Annotated in this window: 11 protein-coding genes and 1 pseudogene; 9 read left to right on the top strand and 3 right to left on the bottom strand. The window is 39.5% G+C overall.

The genetic code is table 11. From position 1 onward, the window contains the following. Positions 1-32: 32 nt before the first annotated feature. Positions 33-521 (bottom strand): glutathione peroxidase, encoded by a 489-nt coding sequence (locus tag F927_RS02650; protein ID WP_004639367.1) that lies wholly within the window; start codon positions 519-521, stop codon positions 33-35. Then, a complete protein-coding gene (msrB, locus tag F927_RS02645; protein ID WP_004639368.1) occupies positions 518-937 on the bottom strand; it encodes a peptide-methionine (R)-S-oxide reductase MsrB in 420 nt (139 codons plus the stop codon). The genes F927_RS02650 and msrB overlap by 4 nt, the downstream gene beginning before the upstream one ends. Before the next feature lie 154 nt (positions 938-1091). Here msrB and F927_RS02640 point away from each other — a divergent pair, with 154 nt between their 5' ends. The 7 genes from F927_RS02640 (at position 1092) to F927_RS02610 (ending at position 12268) form a co-directional block, all read left to right on the top strand. Further along, on the top strand, positions 1092-2327 hold the full coding sequence (locus F927_RS02640; protein ID WP_004639369.1) for a pyridoxal phosphate-dependent aminotransferase: 1236 nt from the start codon (positions 1092-1094) through the stop codon (positions 2325-2327). Between the two features lie 338 nt (positions 2328-2665). Further along, positions 2666-3733, top strand: a complete 1068-nt coding sequence (locus tag F927_RS02635) for an asparaginase (protein WP_026057248.1) — start codon at positions 2666-2668, stop codon at positions 3731-3733. A gap of 169 nt (positions 3734-3902) precedes the next feature. Beyond that, positions 3903-7466 (top strand): DNA polymerase III subunit alpha, encoded by a 3564-nt coding sequence (gene dnaE / locus F927_RS02630; protein WP_005081204.1) that lies wholly within the window; start codon positions 3903-3905, stop codon positions 7464-7466. Between the two features lie 13 nt (positions 7467-7479). Beyond that, entirely contained in the window at positions 7480-8316 is an 837-nt protein-coding gene (locus tag F927_RS02625; RefSeq protein ID WP_005081202.1) for an RNA methyltransferase, read from the top strand. Beyond that, entirely contained in the window at positions 8313-9134 is an 822-nt protein-coding gene (gene cysE, locus F927_RS02620; protein WP_004639373.1) for a serine O-acetyltransferase, read from the top strand. The genes F927_RS02625 and cysE overlap by 4 nt, the downstream gene beginning before the upstream one ends. A 105-nt stretch (positions 9135-9239) precedes the next feature. After that, positions 9240-10139, top strand: a complete 900-nt coding sequence (locus tag F927_RS02615; RefSeq protein WP_005081200.1) for an ABUW_2363 family tetratricopeptide repeat lipoprotein — start codon at positions 9240-9242, stop codon at positions 10137-10139. Between the two features lie 113 nt (positions 10140-10252). Then, complete coding sequence (locus tag F927_RS02610; RefSeq protein ID WP_005081198.1) at positions 10253-12268, top strand: esterase/lipase family protein; 2016 nt, start codon at positions 10253-10255, stop codon at positions 12266-12268. A 46-nt stretch (positions 12269-12314) separates the two neighbouring features. Here the strand turns inward: F927_RS02610 and ahpF are convergent, their stop codons facing one another. Beyond that, a complete protein-coding gene (ahpF, locus tag F927_RS02605) occupies positions 12315-13880 on the bottom strand; it encodes an alkyl hydroperoxide reductase subunit F (protein ID WP_005081195.1) in 1566 nt (521 codons plus the stop codon). Positions 13881-19602: 5722 nt separating this feature from the next. Between ahpF and hrpA the strand changes: the two are divergent. Together hrpA and F927_RS02595 are read left to right on the top strand one after the other, a co-directional pair. Then, positions 19603-22719: pseudogene (gene hrpA / locus F927_RS02600) on the top strand (ATP-dependent RNA helicase HrpA); the annotation flags it as partial. 46 nt (positions 22720-22765) lie between these two features. After that, the gene (locus F927_RS02595) at positions 22766-23872 is read left to right on the top strand and encodes a beta-ketoacyl-ACP synthase III (RefSeq protein ID WP_005081190.1); all 1107 of its coding nucleotides are present in this window, start codon (positions 22766-22768) and stop codon (positions 23870-23872) included. Positions 23873-23931: the final 59 nt, after the last annotated feature.

Here is a 23931-nt window from a genome sequence, read left to right as displayed (position 1 = left end):
TTCATTACCGTCTTTTTTAACAATAGGAATATCTATGACTTCGCTAATGCTTTTTCAATATCCGCTTCCAAAGCTTCTGGCTTAGTTGTTGGTGCGTAGCGACCCAGAACTTCACCATTGCGTCCAACTAAGAACTTAGTGAAATTCCATTTGATATTACGACTACCTAAAATTCCTTTTGCCTCACGGGTTAAGAAACGGAAGATCACATGTGCTTCAGGTCCTTTAACGTCTACCTTGGCAAACATGGGGAAATTAACACCATAATTGCGCTGGCAGAATGCCCCTATTTCCTTATTCGTACCTGGATCTTGTCCACCAAACTGATTGCATGGAAAACCTAATACCTCTAAACCTTGAGATTTATATTTTTCGTAAAGTTTCTCAAGTCCCGCAAATTGTGGTGTAAAACCACATTTACTTGCTGTATTCACAATCAGCATCACCTTTCCTTTGTAATCAGAAAGTGCTTTTATTTCTCCCTCTAACAACTCAGCTTCGAACTGATAAATGTTACTCATGGGTAAGTTTCCTCGTCATTTTTTTCTTCTGTTTTAAGTTGTAATGATGCTGAATTTACGCAATAGCGTAATCCAGTCGGTTCTGGGCCATCTTCAAACACATGCCCTAAATGTGCATCGCAATCATGGCAAACAATTTCTGTTCTAACCATGCCATGTGAAGAATCGTCATGCTCCTCTATGGCTAAATTATCAATCGGTCGATAAAAACTTGGCCAACCAGAGCCACTGTCATATTTAGTTTCAGAAGAAAATAATTTCGCACCACAGCAACGACATACATAAATCCCTTTTTGTTTACTATTCCAATATTGTCCAGTAAACGCTGGCTCAGTACCCTTTTTACGGGTAATGCGATATTCTTCTGGTGATAACTCTCTTTGCCATTCTCGGTCAGTTTTATTGACTTTTCCCATGAAAAAACTCCTTTAAATCTATGAGATTCAATGTCATGCTTCATGCTTTCCATATTTACGCTAGTCCTTGATAAATTTCTAGCGAAATTTCAAAATAGATTGTGCGTTTTCGGTAATCTATTTTTTCTTAACTTACAAAACATTGGATGGAATTATGTCCGTTATCAGTAACACTACGCCACGAGAAATTAAGAAATCATCTAAGCTCGAGCATGTTTGCTACGACATTCGTGGACCTGTGTTACGAGCCGCCAATGAAATGGAAGAACAAGGGCACAAAATTATTAAGCTCAATATCGGTAACCCTGCACCATTTGGTTTTGAAGCACCGCAAGAGATTATCAATGACGTTGCTTTAAACTTACCCAATGCAATTGGTTACACCGATTCTAAAGGTATTTTCCCTGCACGTAAGGCAATCTGCCAGTACTACCAACAGAAAGGCATCTTTGATATGCACGTCAACGATGTGTATGTTGGAAATGGTGTTTCAGAACTTATCGTTATGGCAATGCAAGGCTTGCTAGACGACGGCGATGAAATGTTAGTTCCGATGCCTGACTATCCATTATGGACAGCGGCAGTGAATCTGTCTGGTGGTACAGCAATTCACTACAAATGTGACGAGGAAAACTACTGGTATCCTGATATTGCCGATATGGAGAGTAAAATCACGCCCAATACACGTGGGATCGTGGTAATCAATCCAAATAACCCAACAGGTTCAGTCTACCCTCGTCACGTTTTGGCGCAAATCGTTGCTTTGGCAAAAAAATATGATTTGATTTTATTTGCTGATGAGATTTACGACAAAATCATATATGACGGTATAGAGCATGTTTCAGTTGCGGCATTGGCTGGCGATCAACTCTGTGTGTCGTTTAATGGCTTATCTAAAGCATATCGTATCGCAGGTTATCGTGCAGGCTGGATGGCGATTACAGGTAACAAGGCCCGTGCTGCTGATTATATCGAAGGTCTAGACATGTTGGCTTCGATGCGTCTATGTGCGAACCATCAAGCTCAATATGCGATTCAAACAGCTTTGGGTGGTTATCAATCGATCAATGACTTAATACGTCCAGGTGGTCGCCTGTATGAACAACGTAATATTGCGTGGGAAATGCTAAACGAAATCCCTGGTGTAAGTTGTGTTAAACCAGAAGGTGCAATGTACTGTTTCCCTAAACTTGATCCAACAGTGTACGCAGTTGAAGATGATGAAGCGTTAATGCTTGATTTATTAAAAGCAGAAAAGGTTTTACTCGTGCAAGGTACAGGCTTTAACTGGCCAACGCCTGATCATTTCCGTGTGGTATTTTTACCTGCAGAAAATGAGCTTCGTGAAGCAATTAACCGCTTAGGTCGCTTCCTAGCCACACGTCGTTAAGCAAAAAAATTAAAGCAATGTCTGTACAAGACATTGCTTTTTTTAATTTTAGAATAGTTCGTCTGTCATTACACAAAATTGCACCAAGATGATGCACCCATATTAAACCCCAAAAAAATTAAAATAAGTACCTAATATTATTTAAATTAATAAGAAAATTCTTTCAAACCACTTCAGTCACTTAAATCTTTAATCAAATCTACTTTTACTCTAGACAAAGGTCTAATAAAAAATAATTTTGCCAATGATTTAAATGCTAAAACTTCAAATAATAGCTCCCGATGTCATGTCGGATTTGACATAGCACTTCGGTGGAAAACTAAAAAACAGGATTGTGATTGATGATTAAAACGGTTAAATCATTAGGATTAGCATGTACCCTACTTGCAGCTTCAGTTTCATTGTATGCAAAAAATAATGTCGTTATTATGGCGACAGGTGGCACGATCGCAGGTGCAGGCGCGAGCTCAACCAATAGTGCAACCTATACAGCAGCAAAAGTTCCTGTAGAGACACTAATTAACTCAGTTCCTCAAATTAAAGATCTAGCAAATGTCAGTGGTATCCAAGCCCTACAAATTGCATCTGAAAACATTACCGATAAAGAGCTTTTATCGCTGGCACGTCAAGTCAATGATTTAGTTAAAAAACCATCTGTGAATGGGATTGTGATTACACATGGTTCAGACACACTTGAAGAAACTGCATTCTTTCTAAACCTTGTTATCCATACTGACAAACCGATTGTTCTAGTTGGTTCAATGCGCCCATCTACTGCTCTTTCTGCGGATGGACCACTTAATTTATATAGTGCTGTTGCCCTTGCTTCATCTGATGAAGCAAAAAATAAAGGCGTACTGGTACTGATGAATGACTCAATCTTTGCTGCACGAGATGTGACCAAAGGAATAAATATCCATACCAATGCCTTTGTTAGTCAATGGGGGGCATTAGGAACAGTTGTTGAAGGAAAACCATATTGGTTTAGAAACAGTATCAAACGACATACCAAAGCATCAGAATTTAATATTGAAAATATTAAAGGTGAACAGCTACCCGTTGTTCAAATCGTATATGGTTCAGACTCTATGAAACCTGATGCGTATCTTGCTTATGCAAAAGCTGGAGCACGAGCAATCATCAACGCAGGTACGGGTAATGGATCTGTTGCAAAATATTTAGTTCCAACCTTACAACAACTACACAATGATAACGGGATTCAAATTATCCGTTCTTCTCGTGTGGCTCAAGGTTTTGTTTTACGTAATGCTGAACAACCTGATGATAAATATGGTTGGGTAGCTGCACATGATCTTGATCCACAAAAAGCACGCATTCTCGCGGCATTGGCACTCACTAAAACGAATGATGCTAAAGAAATTCAACGGATGTTCTGGGAGTATTAATTTACGTCCATAACGACTAAACCGATGTATATGATCAAATCGCATATACATCGGTTTTTTAGTTTCTGAGCCGAATACAAAGCAGATATGATCTTATTGCAAAAATATTAGACAACAGCCATAGACAGAGCGTGTTAGAATAATCGGCGGTCGCGTTAAGGATAGATCTATGCAGTTTGTTCATCTTGGTATTCATACAGAGTTTTCGATTACAGAGTCGATTGTTCGCATACCCGATTTGGTCAAAGCTGCTATAAACGATGAAATGCCTGCTCTGGCATTAACTGACCTGTCAAACCTACATGCTGCAGTGAAATTCTATGAAGCATGCCTTAAGAAAGGAATTAAACCGATTTTAGGCAGCGTCATTCGACTCAATGATGCTGAACATCGCGCCACACTATTAGCAATGAGCAATACAGGTTGGAGAAACCTGACTGAAATTGTGTCCCGCGGTTTTATCGAGGGACAACAACTCAGTATTCCCTGCGTCCAAAAAGAATGGGTACTCGAACAATCTGAAGACTTGATTATCTTGCTTGGGCAACACAGTGATGTGGGTAAAATGCTCTGCTCTTCAAACCCACAAAAAGCTGAACCTTTATTAGAAGCATGGATAGAAAAATTTGGTAACCGTGTTTATCTAGCATTAACACGAACCGAACGCGCGGGTGAAGAAGACTTTATCCAAGAAGCAGTCAAACTCGCCGCAAAATACCAAATTGGTGTCGTTGCGCATAATGACATTCATTTTATTGAAAAAGACGACTTTTACGCACATGAAGCCCGTGTTTGCATTGCGGATGGTTATGTACTCGGTGATGATAAACGTCCCAAAAACTATAGTCCCGAACAATATTTCAAAACTGGGCAACAAATGTCTGAACTTTTCTCAGATATTCCAAGTGCAATTGAAAATACATATTACGTCGCACAGCGATGCAATGTAGCACTCCAACTCGGAACCTATTTCTTACCAGACTTCCCTATCCCTGATGGTTATACCATTGATACCTATTTTGAGCATCTGTCTCGTCAAGGTTTAGAGGAGCGCTTAAACCACCTTTATCCAATATCAGAGCGTGATGAGGATTGGGAAGATATTCGAAAACCCTATGATGAACGAATCAAATACGAAGTTGATATCATCTTAAAAATGGGTTTCCCCGGCTACTTCCTCATCGTTATGGACTTTATCCAATGGGCAAAAAACAATGGGGTACCTGTCGGACCGGGACGTGGTTCTGGTGCAGGTTCACTGGTCGCATATAGTTTAAAAATTACCGACCTCGATCCTCTCAGATATGACCTACTCTTTGAACGTTTCTTGAACCCTGAACGTGTTTCAATGCCCGATTTCGATGTCGATTTCTGTATTGCAGGTCGAGATCGCGTTATCGAATATGTTGCACAGAACTATGGTCGCCAAGCTGTTTCCCAAATTGCAACGTTTGGTACCATGGCTGCAAAAGGTGCTATTCGAGATGTTGCACGAGTCTTGGGTAAATCATACGGACTCGCGGACCGTATCTCAAAAATGGTGCCAACCAAACCACTTGGCGTTGATCTAGCGACTGCTATTGATATGGAGCCGCAACTTAAAGATATCGTTACCAATCCATCCAACCCAGACAATGATGATGCGGCTGAGATCTGGGAAATGGCGCTTAAACTTGAAGGTATCACACGAAATACAGGTAAACACGCGGGTGGTGTAGTTATCGCTCCCGGAAAAATTACCGATTACTCTGCAGTGTTGTGCGATCCAGATGGTACCAACCGTGTAGCGCAATATGACAAGGATGATGTCGAGGCAGCAGGACTCGTCAAATTTGACTTCTTGGGTTTACGGAACCTCACGGTGATCGAGGATGCCGTTCAGAATATTAACAAAAGAGTCAAATCTGAAACTCCTCTCGAAATTGCAAATGTCCCTTTAGACGATAAAGATGCATACTTAGTCTTTGCTGAAGCAAATACGACCGCGGTATTCCAGTTTGAATCCGTCGGCATGAAAAAAATGCTTAAAGAAGCAAGACCAAGTAAATTTGAAGAAATTATTGCCTTCGTTTCTTTATATCGTCCGGGTCCAATGGATCTAATTCCAGACTTTATTCATCGTATGCACGGTGGCGAGTTTGAATATTTACATCCATTACTCGAAAGTGTTTTAGAGCCGACTTATGGCATCATGGTTTACCAAGAACAGGTCATGCAAGCAGCACAGTTCTGTGCTGGTTATACCTTAGGCGGCGCTGACTTACTTCGTCGTGCAATGGGTAAAAAGAAACCTGAGGAAATGGTAAAGCAACGCCAAATCTTTATTAAAGGTGCTGCTGAAAAAGATATTGATGAAGCCACTGCCAATCATATCTTTGACTACATGGAAAAGTTCGCAGGCTATGGTTTTAACAAATCACATGCGGCTGCCTATGCACTGGTTGCTTATCATACCGCATGGTTAAAAGCACACTATCCATCAGAATTTATGGCAGCGGTACTATCATCGGAAATGCAGAACACTGACAGTATCGTGTTCTTGATTGATGACTGCCGTAACAATAAGCTAGAGGTACTTCCTCCGTCTGTAAATATGTCCTTATATCATTTCCATGCCAGTGATGAACGTACCATTGTCTACGGTTTAGGTGCGATTAAAGGTGTTGGCGAACAGGCAATGCAGTCTGTGATCGACTCACGCATTAAAGAAGGTCCATATAAAGACTTATTCGATTTCTGTCATCGTATTGACCTAAAAAAGATTAACAAACGTACCTTAGAAGCGCTTATCCGTGCCGGTGCATTAGATTGTCTCGGCATAGAACGCTCAAGCTTGATGGCGCAACTTCCAGAAGCCGTACAAGCAGCTGAGCAAGCACGTAGTAACCGAGAAACAGGAATTATGGATCTGTTTGGTGAAGTTGAAGAAGTTCAACGAAAGCCAGCCAAACCTGTGAAGCCTTGGTCTGATGAAGTTCGTTTAAAAGGTGAAAAAGATACGCTCGGACTGTATTTGACAGGACATCCGATTGATGTTTATCGCCAAGAGTTAAAAGCCTTTATTCCAGCCAAATTAAATGAACTTACACCGACACGTCGAGGGGTCACAACTGTTTTTGCAGGGTTAGTCGTAGATATTGCTAACTTCCCGAATCGAATTATGATCACCTTAGATGATGGCACTGCACGTGTAGAAATCAGTTGCAATCATGAACGTTTCCAACGTTACAAAGATATTGTTCGACTCGAACAAGTCGTTGTAGTCGAAGGCGAAATCTATGAACGTGAAGGCTATGATCGCCCAATGGCCCGTTTAAGCAAAGCATTTAGTTTAAATGATATCCGCCAAAAGCGTGCTCAAAGTATTCAAGTACAGCTAAGCCCTGATTTAATGACCAAATCCTTAGCCAAAGATCTACAAGCTATTCTGCTTCCTTATTGTAATGTCGATATGAGTCAACATATTGGTTTACAGTTACAAATTGAACAAAGCTTTGCCTATGCTGAATTACATCTTGGACCGCAATGGAAAGTTGCCCCTCAAGATGAATTGCTCGCTAAATTACGTGATTATTTTGGAAAAGATGCTATTTTCATCGAATATCAAGTGAAATCAAAAGCTGCCAAAGCAATTGAAAAACCTAAAGTTAGCACTGTCGCAACACCGCCTGAAAATATGTCTATGGATGAAGCCTTGGATCTTTATCAAGCCGAAGTTTCTCAATATTCTTAAATTTGGATGATATATGAATCAGTTTGAGCAAAATAATATGACCAAACCTTTGGATCATGTCCGTATTGTTATGGTCAATACAACTCTCCCTGCAAATATTGGTAGCGCTTTACGTGCGATGAAAACCATGGGATTATCCAAATTAGTTTTAGTCGCACCTAAAACATATCCTCACCCAGATATTGATGCCTTGGCGGCAGGCGCACAAGATCTAATCGAACATATCGACATTGTAGAAACACTCGAACAAGCGATTCAAGATTGTCATCTGGTGTTTGGAACCAGTGCTCGTAGTCGTACCATACCGTGGCCATTATTAGATGTAAGACCAGCAGCAAAAGAAGCACTTCACGCGGCGTCACAACAGCAAAACATTGCTATTGTTTTTGGTCGTGAAGACCGTGGTCTGACAAATGAGGAGCTCGCCCTCGCCAATTATCATTTAACAATTCCTGTAAATCCTGAATATGGTGTGTTAAATGTCGCACAAGCCATTCAAGTTGTATGCTACGAGTTAAGAATGGCGGCACTGGAGCAAATCAGTCCAGTGGTTGACACATCAAATGAGCAAATGCAACTTAAACAACAGCAAACCATGCAATGGGACGAACCGCTTGTAACCCAACAGCAAATGGAAGAGTTTTATCCTCATTTTGAGAAAATGTTGACTGAAATTGAGTTTTTAGATCCTGATAATCCCCGTTTACTCCCTTTACGCTTGCGTCGTTTATTCGGAAGGATACAATTAGATCGTATGGAATATCATTTATTACGCGGTGTTTTTAGTCGTGTTCAGTCTTTGGCAAATGGTTCATGGAAAAAATCTCAATCGGAGGATCATAACAAATGATTAAACAGCTTAAAGAAGATATTGAGGCTGTATTTGCACGTGATCCTGCGGCACGCAATACGCTTGAAGTTTTAACCACTTACCCAGGAATTCATGCATTAATCATGCATCGTATGGCGCATGAACTCTGGAAAAAAGAGTTTAAAGGGACTGCACGTTTACTCTCCTCTTTCAGCCGTTTTGCCACTGGTATTGAAATTCACCCTGGTGCAAAAATTGGTAAACGCTTTTTCATTGATCATGGCATGGGGGTCGTGATTGGTGAAACTGCTGAAATTGGGAATGACGTCACCCTATATCATGGCGTTACACTGGGTGGTACCACATGGAATAAAGGTAAGCGTCATCCAACCTTAGAAGATGGTGTGGTGGTTGGTGCAGGTGCGAAGATCTTAGGCCCTTTCACCGTTCATAAAGGTGCAAAAGTTGGATCGAATGCTGTTGTTACGAAGGAAGTTCCTGCAGGCGTTACTGCGGTGGGTAGTCCTGCCCGCTATATCTTTAAACAACAAAACACCAAAGAACAGACAGAACAAGAAGCTTTACGACGTGATTATGCAGAGAGTATTGGTTTCGAACCGTATGCGACAACCGAAGATCAATCCGATCCGATTCTAGAAGGCATTCGGGTATTGCTTGATCGCATGCAAAAGAATGAAAAGCGTATGAATACACTTTGCCAAAGACTATCTCTGCTTGATCCGACTTTTAACGGTCAGAATTCTAAAACTCAACCATATAGTAAAGAAGAATTAAAAATCATCGAAGAAGTACGTCGTGAATGTGAAGCGCAAAGTACAACCTTTAAAACTGAGTAAGTTAAAAAAATATAACATCTCGTACATTGCAAGTTGGTTCCGCTTTTCCTAGACTAGCGGAACCAATCATTTTTATCCTCTTACTAAAATTAATGGATGTAGATCATGAATTTTAAGCCCTTGGCATTACTTGTACTTTCAACCACTTTTCTAACGGCTTGTGGCGTAGCTCCAACAAAAAAAGAAAATGTTGCTGAGCCATTTGTATTTAAAGAACCTGATCCTACTCCAGCATTCTATGCTTTAAATCCAATTCAATACGATGCACCACCGAGTTTTGAGTTAGCTATCAAAGAAGCTGCTGCACAACCAGTGACTAAAATGGTAGTTTCTCTTCAAAGTGATCCATCTAAATCAATGACTTTAGATGTAAACAAAATTATTATTCCGACGATCGATAGTAAACAACGTAATGTCAAATATGCGGTGCTTGCGGGTGAAAATGAAGTTGATGTGACTGAGATTGATGATTTCTTACAGCTTGTCGAAGGTAAAGCGCGTCACTATCCGCCACGTTTTACTGAACGCCAAGAACGTAAAGGTTATGAAACTAAGCTCAAAGAAATCACACATAAGCTGGATGCGCTCGCAGAAAAACCGAATGCATCATTTGATGTATTGTCTCGTGCATTTAAAGCCAGCGTCATGGCACGCAACCTTGATCTAGGAACATCATACACCTCCAAGTCATTAAACTATGCACAACGTATTCTTGCGATGAGTCCAAATGATCCTGAAACCAATTTCTGGTTTGGATTTGGCTTGTCTGAGGGTGGTGGTCAGCGCGAAGCTATCCCTTATTTAGATAAAGCAATTAAAGGCGGTGTACAAGAAGCATATCTTTCTGCTGCAAACAACTATTTGTGGTTAGAGCAAAAAAGAAATGCAATTCAAACTCTCAGAAACTATAAAATTAAGTTCCCTGATGAGGCTGAAGTCGCAGATCGTTTAATTCGTGAAATTGAATCTGGTAAGCGCTGGAACGTATGGCAAGTGATGAATTAATTTTTTATTTCTTGAATAAATAGACTGCCCTGAGCAGTCTATTTTTTTTACATTGAAAAAACATTAATTTTTCGTATTATAAATAACATCCAAGCCTACCGTGCTGATCCATCATGTTTGCATTTCAACCGAATAAATCTTTATTTATTGTTAGTCTACTCAGTGCAATCATGGTGAGTGGTTGCCAAGTCGTCAGTCTAAAGCAACAAGCGATAAATGTAACCATCGCCAATGAACGTAATAGCATTTTAACGCATAAAAAATTAAGCGAAGCCAGTCTGAATGTCCTCTCCATGTCTGGTAAAGAAGCTAAAGTCTGCACCCAAACACCAAATGACTGTGTCGCTGATTTACACAAAATCCCACAAATTTTAGATGAACAGCTCTTATCAACTGCAAGCGAATTGTATCTCGCTAAAGCATTGTCATTATCTGAATCTTCGGATTGTAAAATTAGTAAGCTAAGCAAACATCGTAAAGAAGAAGAACAGAAAGTCATTCAACAAAACTATGAAAAGTGTCTAGATCAAGAACTTGAGTCCTTAGATAAAAGTATTCGATATAGCTATGCATATTTATTCAAAACAAGTCGTCAACCACAAGAACGTATTTTTGATAACCGACAAGTTCAAATTCGAGATTTCTATAATCAAGCACTAACCAAATTAGTTAATGTACACAGTCTTCGAAATCCATCTAAAACCATTACCCCAACAATTAAAATTGGTAAAAGTATCTATACGATCGATATCGAATCTTATCAACGCCTGCAAAATGTTCAACAGCTTGAACAATTTGTTTCTAGCTATAATATGAATTTTTCAGGGTTAAGAGCCATTAACCGCAGAGATGGTTTTGGTTCTGATTTTGTGGCGGTCTTCCCGTCCTCAGAAGCCAATCATGGGGAAAATAAATATATTCTTGATCCTCTGAATTATAAATATCCAAATGGCACTAACCCCAATATTCATAAAGCACGTTATTTGGCAGCGACAATCATTGCTCAACCTAAACAAGCAACTGCCAGTGTGGAAGATGTTTTAAATAACCCAAATTTTGAAATTAAAGTTTATGATCCTTACAACACTGAAAGAGTCAATATCGCAGGCAAAGCCTACTCACTTGCCGCAAACTTTTCTGCGCCTTACGGCCTATGGTTAGCAGAAAACAATCTACGTGCAGCTGCTTATCTTTCGTTGATTGACCGTGACCAGCATCTCACCATGCCGCATCTTTATATGTTGGAACCTTATAATCCGAATAAAAAAGTTATCGTATTAATACATGGTTTGGCGAGCAGTCCTGAAGCATGGATTGCGGTTACCAACGATATTATGGGTGATCCAGTTTTGCGTGAAAACTATCAAGTATGGCAAGTTTTCTATTCAACCAATATGCCTATCTTAGAAAGTCGCTTTCAGACCTATGCATTATTGAAACAGGCTTTTTCATCATTGAATCCTAGAGATGCTGCTGCAAAAGATGCTGTTTTAATCGGTCATAGTATGGGGGGTATCATTAGCCGTTTACTGGTAAGCGATGTAGATCTATCGAAACAAGCTTTAGCAATGATGACCAGCCGTCAGCAAGCCCAGCTCAGAAAGCATCCTGTTATTAGTGAGCGATTAAAGATGAAACCAATTCATAACTTTAATCGAGCTGTTTTCTTAGCGTCGCCCCATCGTGGAACTGATTATGCTGACCGTTGGTTTACCTTAGCTGCGCGGAAAATTATCCGTTTACCTGCAACTTTTCTCACAACTTTAGCAGACACACTTACCAGTGATGATATGGATCTTAAAGATTTCGTGAAAACACTGACTAATGATGTCATCCAAAATGGGCCTAGTGATTTAAGTAAAAAATCGAAATTTATGGAGTTAACTGCCGATGTTCCACCTGAAAAAGGTCTAGTGTTCCACTCTATTTTAGGCAACATTACTAAAAGTGATGATCCAAATGTCATCACAGATGGAATCGTCCCATATAAAAGTGCTCACTTAGATGGAGCAGTTTCAGAAAAAGTTTTGCATGGCGGACATTCTATTCAAGAAACGCCTGAAGCAATACTTGAGTTACGTCGAATCCTTCGTCAGCATCTTGTTGATCATGGCTTGTATAAGCAATAAATAAAAAAGCCCAAACTAAAGTTTGGGCTTTTTTGATTCTAATTTATTAAACGCCAGAACGAATCATATAATCAAAAGCAGAGAGCGAAGCTTTCGCGCCTTCACCTGTGGCAATGATGATTTGCTTATAAGGCACAGTGGTACAGTCACCCGCAGCAAACACACCTTTCACATTGGTCTCGTTACGATCATTCACCATAATCTCACCACGATTACTTAATTCAACAGCGCTGTCTTTTAAGAAATCTGTATTCGGTAATAAACCAATTTGAACAAAGATCCCTGCAAGCTCAACCACATGTTCTTGATCTGTAGCACGATCTTTATACTTCAAGCCTGTCACTTGTGAACCATCACCAAGCACTTCAGTACTCAATGCATTCATGATCACTGTTGTATTAGATAAGCTGTTTAACTTATCTTGTAACACTTGATCCGCTCGAAGTTTGGTGTCGAATTCAACCAAGGTTACATGTTCAACAATTCCAGCAAGATCAATCGCAGCTTCCACACCAGAGTTACCGCCACCAATTACAGCAACACGTTTACCTTTGAACAATGGACCATCACAGTGTGGGCAATAAGCGACACCACGGGTTCGATATTCAGCTTCACCGGGTACATTCATCTCTCTCCAACGTGCACCAGTTGAAAGAATAATGGTTTTGGATTCTAGTTTGGCACCATTCTCCAGTTCAACCTCAACCAAGCCCGTTGCTGTTTGATCCGCACCAGTCACTTTGCTCACACGTTGAAGATTCATGATATCGACATCATACTCACGGACATGTGCTTCCATTTCAGCCGCAAACTTTGGACCTTGGGTCTTTTGCACTGAGGTAAAGTTTTCAATATCCATGGTATCCATGACCTGACCACCAAAGCGCTCAGCCACGATACCTGTTTTAATTCCTTTACGTGCTGCATAGATTGCCGCAGTGGCACCCGCAGGACCACCACCAATTACCAAGACATCAAATGCATCTTTGGCATTGATCATCGCAGCATCTTTTTCCGCAGAGTTAGTATCTAACTTGGCAATGATTTCTTCCAAAGTCATGCGACCTTGACCGATATGTTGCTCATCTTGGAACACCATTGGTACGGCCAAGATTTTGCGTTGTTCCACTTCATCTTGGAAGAACGCACCATCAATCATGGTGGTCGTGGTATTTGGGTTATAGATTGCAATCAAGTTCAAGGCTTGAACTACATCTGGACAGTTATGGCAGCTCAATGAAATAAACACATCAAAGTTTGCTTTAAGATTTAAGCCTTTAATCTGATTTAAAACCTCATCAGAAACTTTAGGTGCATAGCCTGAAACTTGTAACAATGCCAAGATCAAAGAAGTAAACTCATGTCCCATTGGTAAACCCGCAAAGAACACACGCGGTTGTTCACCTGCTTTGGCGACACCAAAACTCGGACAGCGAGCGTTTGAACCGTCAAAACGCGCCGTAACTTGATCAGACAGTTCAGCAATTTCAGTCACAAGTTCTTTTACTTTCGCAGCTTTATCTGAATCATCTAAAGCAGCCACCAACTCGATTGGACTTTCTAAACGTTCTAAGTAAGCTTTTAATTGAGTTTTAATATTTTGATCTAACATGCAAATCTCCAAATTCTAAGCAGTTCAAGTCGGCTAAATTAATTTCATGGGGCTATAGTACGCAAAAGTTCAGCATAGAGGAAACAGTATGTTTTTATGAGTTCAATCGGTTTTTTGAATTTTAAGTTAAAATATGGTGGTTTTGCTCGATACACTAAGTGATAATTTATAAATGGCTCTCAAATTTGTATTAAAATTTGCTTAAACTCATGGAGTAAAAGCAAAACAACTCAAGCAACATATTAACATGGTGTGACGCAGTTTTATCATTGTGAACATGAGGAGGTCTTTCATGGGTTACTGCATTGTGAATTTTTAGAAGCAGTTGTTGTTTCACAGCGTTTAATTGTTCAGTATTAAAATTATATTCGTCCATTGGGGATGTACATTGAGATTCTACATTATGAAGATGATTGGGTTAAACCTCGACTGTTGTTCATACAACATACTGATTTACTCTAGGCATTAGGTCTAGAACATCATGTTATTGTCTAAATGAGATAAGAGCTGGCTTTTTGTCACGTGCTATCGAATTGTCAATTAAATTAATAGTACAACTCGCCCGATGCTGAGAGGCTTGTACACTTTCACCCAATATATCGTATGGCTCAGAACAGTAACCTGCCAAGTTTATGATTTCACCACTAACCAAAGGCAGAATGGACAGTGGCAAAGCTACTAAACACTGAAGAAAAAGGTTAATTTTAGCTACCAAGGCTGTCGGCGATAAAGCTCAGACAATGGAGACTAATAGATTTAGAAACGCCCAACCAAAAAAAGACAATGAATAGAAAGGCCTGTAGACTTTTAGTGTGTTTGGGGTAAGTGATTCATCTGTTTATGTGACGTCTGCGAATTGAACATTTGATTAAATCTTATAGAATGCTGAGCTAGGTAGTTTTGTCAGATACAGAGAAGATTCAAAACGTAGAGTGAATGTAGGAAGTAATACTTACAACATCGTTAAAGACCGTTCTCTCACTGCTGAAGTAGAGACAAGTTGGGAGATCGGTTGAACGTATGAAACATTTATGGGTGCCAATGTTCTTGTCTGTCCTGGTCTATGCTTTATACTTTAGGGGTATTACTCACACGATTTGGTTAAAGCGATTGTTCTGAGGTCTATTACAAATCACCTAATTAAGCTGTTGCTTCTAATTGGCTTTGTAGGACTAGTCTTTTGAATTGACTATATGCATGCTCATAATTATTGAGGGTGCATGGTAATTGTTCGCACGTTTAATAATCATTCATTGTTCGTTGCTGTGATTTTGCACTCTCCGCTGCTGTTTGAAACACTGAAACGGCATAGCCGCGAAATTTAATACTGGCGCAAACGCCTTTCACGTCGGAAACTGATTCGCTTTACTTATGTTCTTGCTTAGACACTGCCCAACTAAGCTTGTATTTCCGAGCTGGTGGCTTTATTCCCTACATCGTGGATCAATCACCGACCAACAGTAAACATTTGGAATGGATAATACTAATGCACGGTATAGTTTATATCGCACATTGCTGAAGAATCCGAACAATGCTTACATAAATTTCAAGATCGCTCGTATAATAATTTCAATCAGATCTTTATTTGTTGGTTTTGCTACGTTAAGCTAACGTCGTCAGCGCTGCAATTGCTGGCCGGCTATTTCGAATATGCAGGTGTCCAGAGCAAATGTAAACCCCAAGATATTGAAGGTCATCCTGTGCAGAATCATTCGTTTGATCGGGTGAGCCTATACGTCATTTCAATCCAGATCTGTAGATTATAGTATATTTAACTTATACATCGATTTGCTCTGTCTTAGTTTTAATGTAATCAGCAGAACGGCGCGTTGCTGCTGAAATCTGGTCAACTAACCCTACCCTAATAAGCGAGCATAGCGCATTTTATTAAATTTGCGAAATAGAAAAGTTAAATCCACCCTGCTGGACTTCATTGAGTTATGGTCGAGTGGCTTTTCAATCTGTTGTTTAGACAAAAGTTCACAAGCAGAAAGTGGAACTATAAGTTTTGGTAGCAATAGATTATTCTAATTCATCGACTACATTGGTATTGAACTCAGCCAGAACTAGTTATGAGATGGTCAGATCAGAATGTTCTGGTGTTTGATTGTCTTATACTATTAAATTTAGACATTGATATTAGCGTTTTTGATATTGCTACTAATGGTTCGCTGACAATAACCACAATTCAAGTGAGATGATCAACCTTTTATGGATGTAGAATGTCTTTTTGATACATACACAGCTATATATAGTGCAAGTGACTATCTGTTCAAGAAATGCAAATGGGCATGGTTGGTTATTTGGGTTGGATTTATCATGAATTGCAATGATTAAACTGTGAGGCTATCCTTTTGAACGCAAAAAAAGAAAACGCTATTTTGCTTGATATGGTCCCCTTTTTTTGAATGGGGTGTTACTTATGGTTTGTAGCGTGATCGAAGAATTTATTTATTATCCACCAGTTTATACAATTTGATATAAGGTCTCAGATTCATTAAATGCTCGAAATTTGTTGCGAAACTTTCCTGCGCCGAAAGCAACAAACACCTATTGTTCTTACAATGCTAATCGCAGCTATACGCCCGCTTCAGATTATATCCTTTCGGGCAGCATTTTTGGGCTTATCTGATTGGCTGGGTTTAATACCTCATATGAATTTATTCGGAATAGGGGAAGATTCGCATATTATTCGATTTCTATACCCTTGCAACTATCTGGATCTATAAATTGCCGTATAGAGAATTATTTTGGAGATTACCGTAGCTTAGCAACGCCTTGAGTTACTACATCTTTCAACTGCTGTGAGAGCTTATGGAAAATCTTATTTAAAACAATAATTGGAAGTTTTAAGACAGCCACAGCATTATGAATCAATCGATGAGAGTGATAAAATAAAGGAATCTATAGCTAAGGAAAGAAATTAAAGCTTGGTTGGACGTTTTCTTCAATTTGCCATGATGGTATGTGGTCCAGGGTAGTTGTCATTTTAATAGAATATCAACATACCCAAGCAATTTGAACGTCCTTAGTTTTTGCATGCGCTAATTACTCCGAGCACTATGGTTTAATTATTGTATAAAATGTTAAAGATCATTACCAATATATTTGGCTAGAGTTTGGTTGGAATAACAAAAATGTGGTGCAGAAGTTCTTTTGGTTCTACTTCTTACGCTATACAGATCACCATCTCACCTGTGAACGATGTTTTTAAACCTTACGACATTTTACAGATGCCCCGTATCTACTAGCCTGTTATGGGGCTTCGAATAAACTTGATTGTCATCTCGGTTGTGACTCACAAAGCAATGATGATCGTATGTTGGCAGATTACAACAGAGAAAATGAAATGATCTATATATATCAAGATGCGAACTAAAACAGGTTGACAAAAACGGATGTGTTGCTGATCGACTAGATAAAGATCTTCATTTCTGATATCCCCCATATCGTCAATATTTCCTTTTACGAAGCCGTGATACATATCTGGTTAAAAAAAATATATAATTCGTTGTATTTTTGCCATCATGCACTCCTCACTCTAAAGCTTAGTAAATTATTTTAGTCATATTTAGGAACAGGATGATAAAATTCTTCCGAACCATTCTTATATTCAGTTTTATATTCCCGCTCACAAACCTCATGATGCCATGAAGTCAATTTAAAAGATGGTACCGTCGACATCCCCCCGTATAATTTTTAATAATTGTCACGAATATATAAAACCAATTCTTTTATAATATGACATGATTCAGAGTTACGCATACTGATAATAGCAAAATGGAGACTTCGCATCCGATCAAGGTCGAAGAATGGTCGATAACGTGAAAATGTTGGAAAGTATGAAAGATAAGCGACTCATCATAGCCCATCTAATTCAATATGATGAACTTAACAAATCAGTGATAACCAAGCAAGGTTCTAGATGGAGGCAGCGTCGCTATACCTAATAACCATTTACGTATGAAATCTTCACCTGCTGCCTACTTATGAAATCGAACGACTATTACTTTACGACGTAAACTCCATGTTTCAAGAATCATACAAAACTCGTTCGATAGAGAAATTTGGACTTTTCATACCAGCACGATAACGTGTAAACCTCGATCTCCAAGACTTGTTTACTGTTGTAAAGCCAGCGACCAATTAGAGATCGGCCAAGTCTGTTGGCCGAGTAATGCTTAGTTGATTCATGTGATGACTTCAGAAGTTTTGTGAAATGTTCTGGGTCGGACGTGAGTATAAGCAGTCCGTCCGAGTGTCTCTACACCAATTTTTTGTAAATATGCATAGATGTCAACTAACTTTCCTAATTCAGGCAAGCGCAAACTGGTACCGTGACAAAGCTGCAAAAACACTACTACACATCTACCTCTAACCTCAATTTCGGTAATATCACCAAGAACTTCGTACTGGTGCGAAGGCACCTTCAATTACTTCACTAGTGTAATAATTAGGCTCACTATCATGTAAATCTGAGATGTTGATCTTATCAGTAATTACATCTTGGCGAGATGTATAACTAATAACGTCTTGTGATTGGAGAATTACTACTGTTACATGACATCTATCGTTAGTATTAACGAATCGATTAAAGTCCATTTTAATCCCGTAATTTATCTGGCTATAAATCCAACAAAGTGATATTGTGATAATTGGAGATTAAAAATTAATGTGTTTTACAATCATAAGACTCTGCCAACAGAACCAAAGCGTATTGATGAAATAGTTGTACACTTGTTGAATTTCGATTCTACAAAGCAAGATTTGCGCCATCTTCTGGTGATAATGGAGCTTTCATAATTAAAGAAATTGTATGACGGTATAAACATATAGGGCTTTTGGTGGCTTCTTGCAAAATTAATTTTTGATCATTAACATAACACCAACGAAACCTATTGCGTTAATTGTTCTGTTTACTTGGCATAGAAGGGCATTAAATCGAAATAATGGCGACAATTTTGTTTTTCGACAAAGAAGATGATTACAGAGTCATTTAAGTGTAGTCTCATCTGTTATAAAACGCGACCGTCAAACATTTCACATGCAAAGTGTTGATCACAGATTAGGCTTACCTTAATTATAAAACAGCCATGAAAAGTTTATTCAGAAACTTAAACCATACTTATCACGAGTCTCCCAGATTCATCTTAATGACGTTTTACACGTTACTTAGCAGATCGACAGTTCGATTGTAGCCATTCATCTGAATCAAGTGTCCATTGACGCTCGTGCAATAGGGTCCAATTAAATTACACAACATCCTATAGGCGCAAGGTTAGCAGAGCTTGTGCTATCGGGAATTAAGCGATATTCCCAAGTGGATCGGCGGGACGTACTGTGTGGACATTAGCCAATTACCGAGGAAATTCAGATAAAATTGAGTGTGTCGCTTGGATTTAACGTTTTCTCTACTTATTAAGTTTCGATCGTATTGTTTATTCGTTTGCAGACAGAGGATATTCTGGTAGCAGATGGTTTCAATGACTGATTGATATCAACATAAACTTCTATATATATTGTAGAAAAACTTGAACGTGAACAATATCTTGGCCATGTATTATGAAATCACTGACTGCTTTCACCATCGTCACGAGGGTTAAACTTAATCGTTACCACAACATACTTGGGTGTATATCGTTAAACTCAATATTATTGCGATGCAATTATAATTTGGATAGCAGGTACTTGCTGTCTAGCCTAAGTTTGTTGTCTCCGCTACTCGGAACTCAGCATTATTGGTAGTGATGATGATGAGTTTGATGACTTTGAAGAGAATCTGCCTAGAGCCGTCGTTCAAGCAGTCGAAGAATGTTTTGCTGATGCCGAAGCAAAAGGTCATCCAGAACATGCGGATATCCTGATCTTTGCGAGTACCGAGCAAGAAATTCGTGAATTACAGGAAACCCTACAGAAGTTTGGTCCCCGTCATACCGAAGTTCTGCCTTTATATGCGCGTTTGGCCTTGGCAGAGCAGCAAAAGATTTTCAGTCCAAGTGGTAAAGGCAGACGTATTATTATTGCCACCAACGTTGCAGAAACAGCGTTGACTGTTCCAAATATTCGCTATGTGATTGATAGTGGTTTTGCCCGTATTTCACGTTATAACTATCGTTCGCGGGTACAACGTTTACCGATTGAAGCGATTTCACAAGCGGCAGCCAATCAGCGTAAAGGGCGTTGCGGTCGTATTGCTGCAGGTGTATGTATTCGCTTATACAGCGAGGAAGACTTTTTAAGCCGTCCAGAATTTACAGAACCTGAAATTAAACGGACCAATTTAGCTTCTGTAATTTTACAGATGCAAAGCCTCGGTTTGGGTAACTTAGAGGATTTTGACTTCATTGAACCGCCAGATTTCCGTTTGGTGAATGATGGTCGTAAGTTACTTATTGAGCTGGGGGCACTGAATGAACGGAAAAATGAACTGACTAAAGTCGGTCAAATGATGGCACGTATGCCGATTGATCCGCGTTTAGCACGTATGATTATCGGTGGCGCGCACTTTGGTGTGCTCAAAGAAACCTTGATTATCGTCAGTGCATTAGCGATTCAAGATCCGCGTGAACGTCCTGCGGACAAACAAATGCAGGCTGATCAAAAACATGCATTGTTCAAAGAAGCGGATTCAGACTTTTTATTTTATTTAAAACTGTGGAATACCTTACAAACCAGTCCTGATACTCAATCAGAGAACAAGCGTCGTCAATTTGCCCGTCAGCATTTCTTGAGCTGGTTACGTTTACGAGAATGGAAACAAACCCATCACCAATTAGTCGAGTTGGCTGAAGGCTTAAAACTTAGTTTTAATGAAAAAGGCGCGAATTATGAAAATTTACACCGCGCACTCTTAACGGGATTGCTTTCTTTTATTGCCAATAAAACGGATGAACGTAATACCTTTATGGCAGTGCGTCAGCAGAAAGCCAAAGTTTTTCCAGCCAGTACCTTACATAAAACTAATACCGCTTGGGTCATGGCCTTTGAAATGGTGGAGACTTCTCAGGTTTATTTGCGGACATTGGCAAAGATTGATCCAGAATGGATTTTGTTGGCGGCGCGTGATCTCTTGAAATATCACTATTTTGAGCCTCATTGGTCGAAAAAGGCGGGCATAGTAAATGCTTATGCGCAAATTTCATTATTTGGTTTGATTATTGAACCAAAACGAATGGTGAATTTTGAGAAGGTGGATCAACCCGCGGCGCATGAAATCTTTTTACGTGACGCACTGACGACTGGGAACTTGGGTATTACACCGCCGTTTTTGAAACACAACTTGCTAAAGCTAGAAGAAGTTGAGCGTGTTGAGGATAAATTACGTCGTCGTGATTTGGTGGTAGATGAAGAAACCATTTATCAATTTTATGCCGAGAAAGTTCCTAAGGAAATTGCGAGCCGTCGTAGTTTTGAAGACTGGCGTGCAACAGTAGAGCCAGATCATCCGCGTTTCTTATTTGTTGATGATGACGCATTGTGGATGAATGATCGTCCAACCACGCAGCAATTTCCAGATTATTTACATAATGGTCAATTGCGTTTGGCTGCGAGCTATCGTTTTGATCCTAGCCATGATGAAGATGGTGCAACCATTAAAATCCCAGTACAGGCTTTAGCACAAGTGGATGAAAAGCAGTGGTCTTGGGGCATTCCTGGTTGGCGACAAAGTTTAATTGAAGCCTTGTTAAAAGCATTGCCAAAAGATAAGCGCCGTAATTTGGTCCCTATACCTGATACTGCCAAAAAACTGCTACAGGGGATCGACGCTGTACATTTAAGAGAGCACTTATTTAGTTATTTGGCATTTGCTTTACGTGGTGAACAAATCACTGAAAAAGACTTTTCTTTTGAAAAAATTGATCAATATCTAGTGCCTTTTATCAAGGTGTTGGATGAAAAAGGTAAATTAATCGCGCAAGGTCGCGATTTAGAAGAGCTGAAAGCACGTTGTCGTATTGAAACCCATCGTCCAGTGAAGCAACAACAGGGGGAATTCCAAAGTTTTCCTGAGAGTTTTGTATTTGAAGCATCACAAAAAGTGACAGGTGTCGTGGTACAGCAGTATCAGGCTTTGGTTCCAACCAAAGTATTTGCTGAACTTGATGCTAAAGATGATTCTGTTGTTGTGGTTCAAACTTTTAATGATCAAAGTGAAGCAATTAAACAACATCGAGAGGGTGTGATTCGCCTCGTGCATTTGCAGTTAGGTGATTTAATTCGTCAATTGAAAAAGCAGATTTCCAAACCTTTGGCTTTGGCCTATTCACCTTTAGGTGACCGTGCAAAACTAGAGCAGATGCTGGTTTATGCCACGCTGCAAGTCTCGATTCAAGGGCTTCCTAAGCATGCGGATGAGTTTCAGCAACTTTTAATTGAAACCAAAAAGCATTTTTTGGCGAATGGTCAAAAAGTTTTAAATGATATGACTGAAATCTTTACCCAATGGCAGAGGATTCGCCGTGAGTTGTTAGTACTTGATAAAAGTATCTTTGGTCGAAGTATAGATGATATAGAGGATCAACTTGATTTAATGTCTTTGGTGGACTTCGTCTATACTCGCCCTGTTGATCTTTGGCAGGAATATCCGCGTTATTTAAAAGCATTGCTATTGCGTTTAGACCGTTTGCCAAATAATCTACAACGTGACCTTGCGGCAATTGATGATGTCGATCCATGGATGGACAAAGTATTTAAATTCAAAAATGATCCTAAAATCAAAGAAATGTATTTGATGTTAGAGGAATTGAGAATTTCTTTGTTTTCTCAACCTATGAAAACAAAGATGCCAATTTCACCAACTAGATTACAAAAACTATGGGATCGATTAGCAATCGGTTAAACTGAGCGACAATGAAAGTTAGAACCATTCTTTACAGGAGTTTTACATGGGCATCCGTATAACAGGTACAGGTTTGTTCCACCCAACCGAATCTATTTCCAATGAAGAGTTGGTTGAAAGTTTAAATGCTTATGTAGAACAGTACAATCAAGACAATGCTGATAAAATTGCAGCAGGTGAGTTAGAAGAGCTACGCGGCTCTAGCCCTGAGTTTATTGAAAAAGCTTCAGGGATTAAGCGTCGTTATGTGGTTGAAAAATCGGGTATTCTTGATCCAAAACGTTTGCGTCCTCGTTTGCAAGAGCGTAGTAATGATGAGCTTTCACTTCAAGCGGAGTGGGGTGTAATAGCTGCAAAACAAGCGATGGAAAATGCAGGGGTTACTGCTGAAGATATTGATGTTGTGATTTTGGCATGCTCAAATATGCAACGCGCATATCCAGCCGTTGCCATTGAAATCCAATCAGCATTAGGTATTAAAGGTTATGCGTATGACATGAATGTGGCTTGTTCAGCAGCGACATTTGGTTTAAAGCAGGCCTATGATGCAGTGAAATGTGGCGCTCGTCGTGTTTTGCTACTCAATGTTGAGATTACATCAGGTCATTTAGATTATCGTACGCGTGACGCACACTTTATCTTTGGTGATGTTGCGACAGCTTCAATTATTGAAGCAACTGAAACAAAATCAGGTTACGAAATCTTAGATATCCATTTGTTTACTCAATTCTCAAATAATATCCGCAATAATTTTGGTTTCTTAAACCGTAGTGAAGATGCTGTTGTTGATGATAAGTTGTTCCGTCAAGATGGTCGTAAAGTATTTAAAGAAGTGTGCCCACTTGTTGCGAAAATCATTACCGCGCAATTGGAAAAACTTCAATTAACACCTGAGCAGGTCAAGCGTTTTTGGTTACACCAAGCCAATGCCAATATGAACGAGTTGATTTTAAAACTCGTCGTTGGTAAAGAGGCGGATTTAGAGCGTGCACCAATTATTTTAGACGAGTTTGCCAATACCTCTTCTGCTGGCGTAATTATTGCCATGCATCGTACAGGCGAGCAAGTGAATGATGGTGAATATGCTGTGATCTCTTCGTTCGGCGCTGGTTATTCTGTCGGTTCGATTATTGTGCAAAAACATATCGCATAAATTTTATAAGTTAAAAAAACACCGCATTTGAAAATGCGGTGTTTTTTATTTAAGCATGG

Origin of the sequence: Acinetobacter haemolyticus CIP 64.3 = MTCC 9819, assembly GCF_000369065.1 — a bacterium.
Classification (GTDB): domain Bacteria; phylum Pseudomonadota; class Gammaproteobacteria; order Pseudomonadales; family Moraxellaceae; genus Acinetobacter; species Acinetobacter haemolyticus.
Note: the sequence above shows the minus strand (reverse complement) of the source record. Positions and strands in the feature narration are given on the sequence as shown.